This is a genomic window from Pseudoalteromonas sp. SCSIO 43088, assembly GCF_023650795.1.
GTDB lineage: Bacteria > Pseudomonadota > Gammaproteobacteria > Enterobacterales > Alteromonadaceae > Pseudoalteromonas > Pseudoalteromonas shioyasakiensis.
Genome location: NZ_CP072676.1, coordinates 877,696 through 889,265 on the forward strand (window position 1 = coordinate 877,696; position 11,570 = coordinate 889,265).

An 11,570-nucleotide genomic window follows, 5' to 3' on the forward strand; every position below is an offset into this window, starting at 1 on the left:
TTTAATTTTCGAGATTTTCCATGGCAAATACAGCGCACGCACTGCACATTCTTGTTAAGCACAAAGAACAAGCTGAAGACATCATCAAGCAACTTAAAAAGGGTGCTAAGTTTCAGACTTTAGCTAAGAAACATTCAACTTGTCCGTCGGGTAAAAAAGGCGGCGACTTAGGTGAATTCAGACGCGGTCAGATGGTGCCCCAGTTTGACAAAGTAGCATTCAGCGGCGAAATCTTAGAGCCACATCTAGTGAAAACGCGCTTTGGTTGGCATGTAATTAAAGTGCTGTACCGAACTTAATTCCTAATAAGAATGCCTCCTGATGTGAGGCAAACTAATTTATATTCAATTTTTAGGCATTACTTTATAGTAATTGAACTTTCATTTTCTGGAACTAGTTATAAAGTAAACTTTTTTAATATTTAAGTTTACACGCGAATTCAACTCCGAAGTGCACCACTCGCTAAATTAAGCCGCCTTGCGTAATTCTTCGAATACGACTGCTGGCTGTTTATACCCCAGACATTTTCTCGGTCTGGCATTTAACGCTCGTTCAATCTCAGCAATTTGCTTGTCTGTTACCGTGCGTAAGTCAGTGCCTTTGCGTATGTATTGGCGCAGCAAGCCGTTAAAGTTTTCATTTAATCCACGTTCCCATGATGAGTATGGATTAGCGAAATAGATATCCGTTTTCAGTTTCTTTGCAACCTGTTCGTGGTCACAGAATTCACACCCATTATCTGCCGTTATGGTATGAACGTGACGGCGATAACGCCACAGCATGCCGACCATAGCTCGGCTCACATCAGCCGCGCACTTTGCTGGTACTTTACGTATCAGATACAGCTTACTTTTGCGCTCAACCAGGCTGACTATGGCTCCTGTCCCTTGCTTACCGAGAACGGTATCGACTTCCCAGTCCCCAAACCGCTTTTTCTTGTCAACAATCGCTGGACGGTGCTCAATGCCCACCCGATTCGGGATAATGACACGCTTCGCACGACGACCTTTGCGATATCGTCGATGACCTTGGCGTAAGTGCCTAAACAACTTGCCACCGCTCAATTTATCCCGTTGCACATAGCCGTAAATCCACGCATGACTCACTGAAAGCCCAATAATTCGACCCACGCCTGCAATTTGCTCGGGACTCCACTTTTGTTCTAATCCGAACTCAACAAAGGTGATGGTCTGCTTAGATAGACACGACTTTGCGGCTTGAACGCGCCTTTTGAGTGTCTTAGCCTGGGCGACTTCGGGTAGATAGTGATTTTCCCGGACCCTATTTCGTCTGACTTCTCGGCTGATAGTGCTATGACTGACTTTCAGGCGTTTGCCTATTTCACGATAACTAAAACCCTCGCGTAAGTAGGCTTCTATCTGGTATCTTTGTCCTTCGATCAACTGCTTGTAACTCATGGTAAATACTTCTGTTTGTTTGGCGACGATAGAGTACCACCAACAGGCAGTTGATCTCTTCTCACCGTTTAACCATGAGTGGTGCACTTATTATCTGAATTCGGGCATTTTTTTTTGGTCAGACTTCTTTAAATACACCACTAAATAGTGTTTTTGGGTTAACAGTGACTAACGTTAATTCGTTGGTAGAGATAAATCCATACCTACAATGTTGTGTATTTTAAACCACTAGTGTTTGGCTTATGAAGTTTTATGTAATTGGATATACCTCTAGCAAGATAGTGATCATTAAATGGAGGTATATTATGAATACTCAATCAAGATTAAAACTAGCCGTTTTGGCTGCGAGTACTTTACTCGTTACTCAATTACATGCAGAACCATCTGGAAAAGGCAATGGAGAAACACCAAATGGTGTTCCTTTTAAGCATCTTCAAGAGCAAATAGATCAAAATAAAGCTGACTTAGACGCCTTAGCAGCAAGCACAGGCGCATCTATTGCTAGCATTGAAGCTGATGTAATGCTCATTCAACAAGATATCAGTGATTTATCTGCGCGTATAACAGCGAATGAAAATGATATTGCGGTTTTACAAAGTGATGTTGATGCGAATGCTTCACAAATATCAGCTTTAGAAGCAGAAACTGCAGCTCTTCAATCTGACTTAGATAACTTAGAAGCAAGCTTAGCATCTAAACAAGATGTCTTAGATGGCTCTTGCCCTGTTAATTCATCGCTTAGGGTGATTTATCCTGACGGAAGCTTTATTTGCGAAGTAGATACGAGCGATACGTACCAAAGCATACTGGTTAGAGTGGGCGGATATGTGCCAGTTAGCTCGTCTTATAGTGTGATGAGGCGAGCGGTTTCAGGTAACTGCCCTTCAGGTTATTTTGCAGTGAGTGGTGGTCCTGAATTAAGGCTTTTAGGCACGGGACGTAATGTTAATATTTCAAGCAGTAAGGTGTTATCAACATCAAGTTGGGAAGTCAATTTTTCAAGGGCTTATGGTAATGGTTTTAACTATGTACGTGTTAAAGCAATGTGTTTGAGAAGGTTTAATTAAGACATAATTAATCCATAGTTAACATAATAAACAGTTTAATAGGATTATAAAAAAGCGTCAATTGACGCTTTTTTTCACCCAAACGAGTTAGTTTATCTGTGGCTGTACATCTAAGCCATAGCCAAACATCACTGCTAAAACTAATACAACCGATGCTGCGACCATTAGTTTAATTAGTAGTGGTAAACAGAATCTAAACCAATGGCCGTAAGGCACACCAGCCATGCCTAAAATACCCATAAGTACGGCATTGGTCGGAATGATCATATTTGAAAAGCCATCACCAAATTGATAAGCAAGCACGGCGACTTGCCTTGGTACACCGACTAAATCACCTAGTGGCGCCATTAATGGCATGGTGACATAAGCTTGGCCTGATCCAGAAGGAATAAAGGTATTGAGTAGGGTTTGAATAACCAGCATGCCAATTGCAGATATTTCTGCTGATACATAAGAAAGCGGTAACGACATACCATGTACAAGGCTATGTAAGATTTGGCCGTCTTCTAAAATAAGGGCGATACCCCGTGCAACACCAATTAACACTGCGGTGGTAACAAGATCAGATACGCCTTCTATAAATTTGTTTGCTGCTTCATCAGCAGATAGTTTGCCTAAAATGGCTACAACTACACCCCAAGCAATAAAAACACCGCCTAGCTCGTATAAGTACCAGCCCTTCGTTGCGATGCCCCATACTGCAATTGCAAGGGTAATAATAAAGCTGCCTAAAACTAGTTTATGGCGCAGGGCAAGTGCTGGGTAACTTGTTGCTGTTTGATTTTCGAGTGGGCAAGGTACACCAATCATCATTGATTTAGACGGATCGTTCGCTACCTTTTTGGTGTATTGCCAAACATGATGAAAACCAATGAGTACAAATGGAATGAATATAGCTAAACGTAACTCTAAGCCAGAGTAAACAGGAATACCGGCAATTTGCTGTGCGATTAATACAGTAAATGGGTTAAATGCCGAAACACCATAACCAATACCATAACCTGCGACTATCATACCTACGGCGGTCATTGCGTCTAAGCGCATTGCTTTACAAAGCGCTACTAAAATAATAACAAAAGGAATATATTCACCGGCGGTACCAATACTGCTTGATGCTAAGGCAAAGCAAAACACCACCATAAAGATTAATCGTTGTGGTTTTTTACCGTGTCGCTCTAATAGCCTACCAATTAGAGCATCAACAGTGCCTGTGGCACGTGCAACAGCTAATACACCGCCAACAATTAACACAAAGAAAATAACATCTTGAGCAGCAGCAAAAGCGCGAGGTATGGCTTGTAATAAATCCCATGGAGTTAAGTAATGGCGTTCAGCAACGGTTTGATAGGTGCCCGCAACAACCATTTCTCGGCCTGATTCACTTAATGTAGTAGTGAAAAAACCTTGTGGTACTAACCAGGTAGCAATAAGCGCAACAACCATCATGCCCAGCAGCAGTATCAGGGTATGTGGAACTTTAAAACGTAAACCCATTTATTCTCCGTAATTATGTTAGGTTAAATTCTTGAAATCATAACATGATAAAAGCTGATAGGTTGTCTCAAAAATGTCCACACTGTTAATGATTGTAATAATTCAGATACAAAAAAGGCCAGAAAACTGGCCTTATAAAGTTTATTTGAATTTTATTTAGCTAACCCAAATGGGTCATCAATGCTATGAGCAGGCTCGGTAAACCAACGCGGACCTTCGTCTGTCATATAAAAGTGATCTTCTAAGCGAATACCAAACTCATCCGGTATAACTAGCATGGGTTCGTTACTAAAACACATACCTGTTGCGAGTGGGGTAGGGTTACCACCCACTAGGTATGGCCATTCATGAATATCTAAACCAATGCCATGGCCTGTTCTGTGTGGACAGCCTGGTGTTTGATACTCTGGTCCCATGCCATTTTCGGCGAGGTACTGCCTTGCAGCATCGTCTACTTTGCCACATGGCTCACCATTTTTTGCGGCAGCAAAAGCAGCAAGTTGTGCATTTTTTTCGTGTTGCCAAAACATACGTTGGCGATCGGTTGCTTCACCAAATACATAAGTACGGGTAATGTCAGAGAGGTAATCATGTACTTTACAGCCAGTATCAATCAGTACCACATCACCTTTTTTAAGGGTTTGCGGGTTTTTAACGCCATGCGGGAAAGACGACGCAACACCAAATAACACAATACAAAAATAGTTACCCGGTGCGCCGACTTTTTGGTGCGCTTTTTTAATAAAGGCTTCAACCTCAGTTGTGGTGATACCTTCATAAAGCATACTTGCCGTTGCTTTATGTACTTCTAAAGTCATGTCCATTGCACGTTGCATTAAGGCAAGTTCATTAGCTGACTTATGCATGCGGCAGTGAGCTGTTACGCACTGTGCGTTAACAATATTGTAATTGCCGTTCGCTTTATTAATGCCGTCGTAGATGAAAAACTGTGCGCTTTCATCAATACCAAGGGTACCATCTTTGCTAATGCCCATTTCTGTAAGAACATCTACACACAGTTGATAAGGGTTTTCGTGTTCTTGCCAGCCACGAATTGGGCCATCAATCACCATAAAATCGTTTAAGCTGCCGATTTCAAAAAACGGTGCTATGTATTGCACATCACCTTTAGCAGGTAAAATAGCGCCAACTAAACGCTCACTTGCGTACCAACGCATCCCTGTAAAATAGGCTAGGTTAGTGCCTGCATTTAAATAAATTGCATCAATATTGTTTGCTTGCATATACGCTTGTGCTTTTGCGATACGCGCATGAAATTCGTCATTTTGAATAGGGGTTAAATCTGTTGTCATATCTGACAAAGAGTCAAGCGCCTGCTCTGGCGTTTGTGTGCCAATACCGTATGTTGTCATTGTGTACTCCTTGGTTTTTTCTGCATTGTGGCGTGAGTAAACAGTTGATGCAAACTCACTGCGACTAATCGCATAATATTCGTATTTATGGCTATAACTGTTAGCATGCGCAAAAAATAAGGAGCGACAATGCAAGTTAATTACTTAAAAAGACAAGCTGAATTTAAAGCCTTGCTAGAACAACAAGGTTACAGCGCCATGTTAGTACTTGGTCATGAAAATATTCGTTACTTAAGTGGTTTTAGTGGTAATGCTGCTTATGCATTAATTACTCAAAATGCGTGTGTGTTGATCACTGATTACCGTTACCATCAACGTGCAATTGCTGAAACAACAGGGTTCGAAATTGTTTGTCGAGACAGAGACAACGAAACCCTTGGCCATTGTATAAATAGACACCTTAACCCAAAAAGCCATGTTGCATTTGATGCAAGCTATATCACGGTAGCAATTTGGCAAGGTGTGGCAGATGAACTAACCGGCCACACTCTAACAGCGGTAAACGGCTTAATTGAAAAACTTAGACGCGTTAAAGATAGCTGGGAAGTTGCGCAAATCAAAGCTGCTGCAGCCATCGCTGATGAAGCATTAGCACAAACGCTACCTTATTTTAAACCGGGTGTAACTGAGCGAGACCTTGCGTTAGAGCTTGAATTTAGAATGCAAAAGCTCGGTTCAGAAGGAATGTCGTTTGCTACTATTATGCTGTTTGCAGAACGCTCAGCCTTGCCGCATGGTAACCCGTCAGATCAGGTTTTAAAGCAAGGTGATTTTGTAACCCTTGACTTTGGTGCGGTTGTAAATGGCTATCGCTCTGATATGACCCGCAGTTACATCATTGGCGAAGCGTCAGAAAAACAAACCCGTATTTATAATACTGTTCTTGATGCACAAAATGCGGCACTAGAAATGGTTAAACCGGGTGTTAATTGTTTAGATTTAAATGCTATATCAAACAAGGTGATTGCTGAGGCGGGCTTTGGCGAATACGCCGGTAAAGGGCTTGGGCATGGTTTAGGGCTGTTTTTACATGAAGTGCCATTCATCAACACTCTGACAGACTACAACCTTGAAGTTGGTAATGTGATCACCATTGAGCCTGGCATTTATATACCAGGCTATGGTGGTGTGCGCCTTGAAGATGACATAGTTGTCACCGAATCTGGCTTTGAGGTGTTAACCCATGCGCCTAAGCCATTTATAATCTAGTGCTTAAATTAAAGGTTATTTTTTAGCATACGCTAAGCGGGCTAAACGTTCAGTTACATGGTAACTATCAAGCCCGCTCACTGCGACTGTGTCAATGGCTTCAATATCGACAAAGCCATCTTCTTGCAAGCAAGCCTCATCTAAGTAGATATCGGTTATTTCACCTATGATCAGCTCAGTGCCATTGATGGCAAGGTGGTGGTGTTCTCTCAGCTCAAGCGCATATTTAAGCTTACTTTCTTTAACAAAAGGCGCTGTAAAGTCATTTAGATATTCAGTAGTAAGCCCTGTTGCATCAAATTCAGACTCGTCCTTGTCGTAGCGTGCCGATGTTTGATGTGCTTTGCTATAAATGTCTTTGTTCACGTGGTTAATCGTGTACTGCTTAGTGGCTAATAAGTTCTCTAGGGTATGGCGAGGCACTGAATGAGGCCTAATTATCATACCCACTAAAGGGGGATGTGCCCCAAGATGAAATACTGAACTTACAATCGCCAAATTGGTTTTGCCGTTGCTATCTTGTGTGCCGACTAAGTTGGCACTTTTAAACCCCGACAAACTATTAATTAAATGAGCGCGATAGCGGTTTTCTAAATCAGAAATGGCTTGTTTTGTTAAATGCATAAATTTCCTGTTACCAGTCTATGGGTTTTCCTTGCCAGTCAAAGTAGGCAGGGTTTTGTGATTGTTGTAAATAGTCAGCATTACTTATTAATGAATACAATTGCTCGGCTACAAACTCAGGGGTAAATAGCTTTCCTTCGGGCACATTTGCTTGAAAGGGTTTTGATAATGGCGTATCAGTAGTACCTGGGTGAAATAACACACAGTGGCATTTTTTATAGCGTCTGCTGAGTTCAATAGCTGCAGATTTAAATAACATATTCAATGCCGCCTTCGATGCCCGATAGCTATACCAACCGCCTAACTTGTTATCACGAATGCTACCAACACGTGCACTAAGGGCACACACCACAGTTGAAACTTGTGGCTTTAAAAGCGATGAGAATAAAGTCACACAGCGAATTGGTAGTAGAGCATTTGTCATCATGCTATTTATAAAGTGCTGCTCAGATATTTGTTCAAGTTTACGTTCAGGCACATTATCTGGATCATGCAATAGGCCGTTAAATATCATCAACTGGGCCAAATCATATTGGGGTTCTAGGGATTTTCCCCTCTAAAGTAACATAAATCGCCATACTCACCATATTTAAAGGCATACAAAGGTGGGTTACTTCTCCAAAGTATGGCAAATTATGAGGTTAACAACCCCTTAAACTTAATTTAATTCCTATGGCTATAAAAAACGAACTATCAATTCTTACCAAAGCTGAGCAGCTTGATCTATATTCTCCGCCGCTATTATCACTTGAACAACAACGATTGTATTTTACGCCAAACGAGATCGAGTTAACAGAGTTGAAAAGTATTCGCCTAAGGAACCACCGATGCTATTTCATTGCGTTATTAGGGTATTTTAAGTCTAAGCCTGTGATTCTTTCACCTAGCTTTAACCTCATCTTTGACGATATGCAGTTTATTTCAACGCAAGTTCAAGGAGGCAAAGGGATCAGGCCTTTCAGCATTAATAAGATGCAGCGTGACCGTATATATCAAAGAATACTGAGGTTATTAAACTATCAGAAATGGGACGAAAGTCTGCACTTTGCGCCGCTGTACGAACATCTTGTTATGGTCGGCAAAGCTTGGCTTGAGCCTCGTTATCTATTCGATGCAGCCGCTGAATATCTAGCAACGCATAGAATTGCCATCCCTAAATATACTGTCTTACAAAAGCTTATCAGTCGTGTTATCCAACAGGTCAAGAAGGCGTTAAATAATAAGCTTCGTATTCATGTTTCATCTGAACTACACGGATTTCTAAATACTATTATCGATGACAAAGATGGGCTCTCCTTAAGCCAGCTTCGAGCCGGTGCAAAAAGCGTTATGGTGACAGAGCTAAAAAAAGAACTGACGGTGTATCATCAGTTACAGCCTTATACAAGACAGATTGATAATGCTGTTAAGGGCTTAGCCTTATCGTCTAAAAACCAACAACACTTCGGTGAAATGGTGGATTATTATGGCAGTAAACTAAAACGCTTTAAGCGTCCACAGCAACACCTATGGTTGCTGTGTTTTCTGACTCAACGCATACGGCAAAGCCTAGAGCGATTGGCTGATGGGTTTATTCATCATATCCGTAAACAACAAGAAGCTGCGCATGCGTTTGCCCAACAGGCAGTGTTTGACTCATGGAGGTCAGCTGCAGACAATGTCACCAAAGCCGCAGAATTACTGCATCTGTTTGTTGATGACAGTATCGACGATAATCAACCATTTGCAACGGTTAGGCAACAAGCATTAAGTGTAATGAATAACCAAGATATAGAAACGCTATGCCTGTACTTAAAAAAGCAAAAACGCACGGTAGAAGAATATCAATGGCAATATTATGATGATCAAAACGGGTTAATTGAGCAGTTATTAAGGCCCGTGTTTCTATGTCTTGAATGCCAAGCAGGTAAAGGCTCAGAAGCATTAGTGACCCAGCTCAAAACCACAAAAACAGAACTATTAGCAGGTAATACATTGCAAACAATGGATAGTACACTTATCCAACAAAAACATCGTCCATGGTTAATTAACAAGGATGTTGTTCATCCACAGCGATACGAATGGTTGCTTTACCGTCAACTGGCTTCTCGGCTTAATGGTCGAATTTACTTATCAAACGTCACTAAATATCGTGCGCTAGAAGACGACTTAATTGCATCGTCAATACAGCCTGATCTATTGGCATCATCAACATTGGAAAAGCTAAAGCAGCCGATTCAGAAGCTACTGCAAGTAAAACAAATACGCTTAACAACATCCCTAGAAGATGTTGCTCGTCACATTGATAATGGTGATAACCGCAATGTGATCATGAAGAGCCGAAGTGGCACACGATGGCGACTGCCAGTTAAAGGCTCCCAATCACTTGTCAACAACCCTTTCTTTAAACAAATGATCCCCGTCAGTATTGCTGATGTGTTGCGTTATGTTGAACAAGAAACCAACTTTATGCAATGCTTCGCACACGTGCTGCCAATACAAAAACAAGTAGGCGCCAATCAGGATGATTTATTGGCTATTCTAATTGCGAATGCGACACATCGCGGCGTATATGGGATGGCACAAATATCTGATCGCAGTTATGAGCATCTAAGCACTATACAAGCTAATTATATTAGGCCTGAAACCTTGCAAGAGGCTAGTGATATCATCAATAACGCAGTAGCGGCACTCCCTATTTTCCGCCACTATCACATCCAAGAAGACGTCCTGCACGCCAGTACCGATGGGCAAAAATTTGAAACTCACCTTGAGACTTTTAAAACTCGCTACTCCTCGAAATACTTCGGCACCAACAAAGGTATTACGGCCATGACGTTAGTTGCCAATCATAGTGCGTTAAATGCCCGTATCATAGGATCTAATGAGCATGAGTCCCATTATATTTACGACTTACTACAATCTAATACTAGTGATCTTAAGCCAGATGTCCTCTCAACCGACACCCATGGTGTTAATCATGTTAATTATGCCTTATTGGATTTATGCGGTTATAGTTTTGCGCCTAGGTATGCTCAGTTCACCAGTGTGATCAATGACCTATTTAACGTAACTGAAAGCGACGACGGAAACACGCATCTGGCGCTGAAAAAGCCGATAAAAATGAATGTGATTGAAGAAGGCTGGCAGGATATTCAGCGTATTGTGTTATCCCTTCAAGAAAAACGCACAACACAGGCATTGCTAGTACGCAAATTATCTGGTTATCCATCTAGACACCCTATATTACAAGCATTAACGGAATATAATAGGCTCATCAAAGCCCAATATTTACTTGATTATATTGATGATGCAAGTCTGCGCCAATATGTTCAACGAGCACTGAACCGAGGCGAAGCCTGGCATTTCCTCAGGCGAGCTATTGCATCGGTCAATCGTGACCAGTTCCGTGGAAAAAACGAATCAGAAATAGTCGTCTGGAACGAGTGTGCCCGTTTGACGGCAAATGCTATTATCTACTTTAACTCGATGATCCTAAGTCATCTATTACTGCACTTTGAAGAAGTTGGTGACGAGGAAAAAGCAGCAATAACTCGACAAGTATCACCCGTTGCATGGCAGAACATTAATCTGAGCGGCACTTATCAGTTCGCTAGTAACCGCAAACTACCTGATTTACAGGAAATAACTAGGCCTATTGTTGAAAATGAAGTCTAAAATGAAAGGTAACCCAGCTCCACAAGCCATTAACTGCGAGGGTTGTGGCGATTTATGTTACTTTAGAGGGGAAAATCCCTAGAACCCCATATTGGCCACCGGCAAGTTCTTCTGTAATACCACTTAAGCTTTGCTCTGAGTAGTCAGTAATAAAATGCTGGTGGCTTATCTCATCGCTTACAGATTCATTAAAACTTGCCTTAAATTCACCTCGACTGATGGTTACGATATGACCCGTGTTTATTCGTTTATATAGAGTGGTGAAATAGGCATTTGCAATTTCACTGCTTGCACCGCACAAAATATAGAGTTGCATTTTTGACCTGTTATAAAAATATTTGAAAATTTTTTCGCTCAAACTATCACCAACTAATAAAATGATAGTAGCTCTGTTTGTTTTGATCTAACCCTACAAACACATAAAAAAGGCGGGTAAAAATTTGACCATGCAAACTTTAAGGATGCCTTAAATTACGGGGATTTTACCTTTTGAATTGGTAAGTCCATTTTACCAATTGAGTTGGCTTTAACGCTTTGCAGCTGACTAAGCTGCGTATTTATTAAACTTTTATGTTTATAGATTGGTTATTCTTTTTTACGAGTATGTTAGAAAATTCGATCTATTAAATTAACGCTGACAATGATATTAATAAAAGGGATCAGTGTTTAGCTGCGTTCGTGCTTGGCTAAATACTGTGCAGTAAGTACTTTCAACTTAGTTAAAGAAA

General features: G+C 41.2%; 10 protein-coding genes. 4 read left to right on the forward strand and 6 right to left on the reverse strand.

What is annotated here, in order from left to right:
• Positions 1-20 precede the first annotated feature (20 nt).
• The gene (gene ppiC / locus J8Z28_RS21725) at positions 21-299 is read left to right on the forward strand and encodes a peptidylprolyl isomerase PpiC (protein WP_055021968.1); all 279 of its coding nucleotides are present in this window, start codon (positions 21-23) and stop codon (positions 297-299) included.
• 168 nt (positions 300-467) lie between these two features.
• Here the strand turns inward: ppiC and J8Z28_RS21730 are convergent, their stop codons facing one another.
• Positions 468-1,418, reverse strand: a complete 951-nt coding sequence (locus tag J8Z28_RS21730; RefSeq protein WP_250659387.1) for an IS30 family transposase — start codon at positions 1,416-1,418, stop codon at positions 468-470.
• Between the two features lie 305 nt (positions 1,419-1,723).
• On the opposite strand from J8Z28_RS21730, the gene J8Z28_RS21735 reads away from it, so the two are divergent.
• On the forward strand, positions 1,724-2,485 hold the full coding sequence (locus J8Z28_RS21735; RefSeq protein ID WP_062565526.1) for a hypothetical protein: 762 nt from the start codon (positions 1,724-1,726) through the stop codon (positions 2,483-2,485).
• A gap of 87 nt (positions 2,486-2,572) precedes the next feature.
• Here J8Z28_RS21735 and J8Z28_RS21740 read toward each other — a convergent pair whose 3' ends face one another.
• Positions 2,573-3,979: a YfcC family protein gene (locus tag J8Z28_RS21740; RefSeq protein ID WP_250660635.1), complete on the reverse strand. Its 1,407-nt coding sequence runs from the start codon at positions 3,977-3,979 to the stop codon at positions 2,573-2,575.
• 152 nt (positions 3,980-4,131) lie between these two features.
• Positions 4,132-5,352: a M24 family metallopeptidase gene (locus tag J8Z28_RS21745; protein ID WP_250660636.1), complete on the reverse strand. Its 1,221-nt coding sequence runs from the start codon at positions 5,350-5,352 to the stop codon at positions 4,132-4,134.
• Positions 5,353-5,481: 129 nt separating this feature from the next.
• Between J8Z28_RS21745 and J8Z28_RS21750 the strand changes: the two genes are divergently transcribed.
• Positions 5,482-6,561: a M24 family metallopeptidase gene (locus J8Z28_RS21750; protein WP_250660637.1), complete on the forward strand. Its 1,080-nt coding sequence runs from the start codon at positions 5,482-5,484 to the stop codon at positions 6,559-6,561.
• A gap of 15 nt (positions 6,562-6,576) precedes the next feature.
• Here the strand turns inward: J8Z28_RS21750 and J8Z28_RS21755 are convergent, their stop codons facing one another.
• Together J8Z28_RS21755 and J8Z28_RS21760 are read right to left on the reverse strand one after the other, a co-directional pair.
• Positions 6,577-7,185 carry a flavin reductase family protein gene (locus tag J8Z28_RS21755; protein ID WP_250660638.1) on the reverse strand — a complete coding sequence of 203 codons (609 nt, stop codon included), beginning with the start codon at positions 7,183-7,185 and terminating at the stop codon, positions 6,577-6,579.
• A 10-nt stretch (positions 7,186-7,195) separates the two neighbouring features.
• Positions 7,196-7,699 carry an SDR family NAD(P)-dependent oxidoreductase gene (locus J8Z28_RS21760; RefSeq protein ID WP_250660639.1) on the reverse strand — a complete coding sequence of 168 codons (504 nt, stop codon included), beginning with the start codon at positions 7,697-7,699 and terminating at the stop codon, positions 7,196-7,198.
• A 158-nt stretch (positions 7,700-7,857) separates the two neighbouring features.
• Between J8Z28_RS21760 and J8Z28_RS21765 the strand changes: the two genes are divergently transcribed.
• The gene (locus J8Z28_RS21765; protein WP_008126957.1) at positions 7,858-10,842 is read left to right on the forward strand and encodes a Tn3-like element ISKox2 family transposase; all 2,985 of its coding nucleotides are present in this window, start codon (positions 7,858-7,860) and stop codon (positions 10,840-10,842) included.
• 52 nt (positions 10,843-10,894) lie between these two features.
• Here J8Z28_RS21765 and J8Z28_RS21770 read toward each other — a convergent pair whose 3' ends face one another.
• Positions 10,895-11,158 carry a hypothetical protein gene (locus tag J8Z28_RS21770; protein WP_250660640.1) on the reverse strand — a complete coding sequence of 88 codons (264 nt, stop codon included), beginning with the start codon at positions 11,156-11,158 and terminating at the stop codon, positions 10,895-10,897.
• Between the last annotated feature and the right edge of the window lie 412 nt (positions 11,159-11,570).

What these genes read in the sequence shown, in the direction of transcription:
- ppiC (WP_055021968.1), top strand. Translation starts at nt 21, where the DNA reads ATGGCAAATACAGCGCACGCACTGCACATTCTTGTTAAGCACAAAGAA.
- J8Z28_RS21745 (WP_250660636.1), bottom strand. Translation starts at nt 5,352, where the DNA reads ATGACAACATACGGTATTGGCACACAAACGCCAGAGCAGGCGCTTGAC.
- J8Z28_RS21740 (WP_250660635.1), bottom strand. Translation starts at nt 3,979, where the DNA reads ATGGGTTTACGTTTTAAAGTTCCACATACCCTGATACTGCTGCTGGGC.
- J8Z28_RS21765 (WP_008126957.1), top strand. Translation starts at nt 7,858, where the DNA reads ATGGCTATAAAAAACGAACTATCAATTCTTACCAAAGCTGAGCAGCTT.
- J8Z28_RS21770 (WP_250660640.1), bottom strand. Translation starts at nt 11,158, where the DNA reads ATGCAACTCTATATTTTGTGCGGTGCAAGCAGTGAAATTGCAAATGCC.
- J8Z28_RS21750 (WP_250660637.1), top strand. Translation starts at nt 5,482, where the DNA reads ATGCAAGTTAATTACTTAAAAAGACAAGCTGAATTTAAAGCCTTGCTA.
- J8Z28_RS21755 (WP_250660638.1), bottom strand. Translation starts at nt 7,185, where the DNA reads ATGCATTTAACAAAACAAGCCATTTCTGATTTAGAAAACCGCTATCGC.
- J8Z28_RS21760 (WP_250660639.1), bottom strand. Translation starts at nt 7,699, where the DNA reads ATGATATTTAACGGCCTATTGCATGATCCAGATAATGTGCCTGAACGT.
- J8Z28_RS21730 (WP_250659387.1), bottom strand. Translation starts at nt 1,418, where the DNA reads ATGAGTTACAAGCAGTTGATCGAAGGACAAAGATACCAGATAGAAGCC.
- J8Z28_RS21735 (WP_062565526.1), top strand. Translation starts at nt 1,724, where the DNA reads ATGAATACTCAATCAAGATTAAAACTAGCCGTTTTGGCTGCGAGTACT.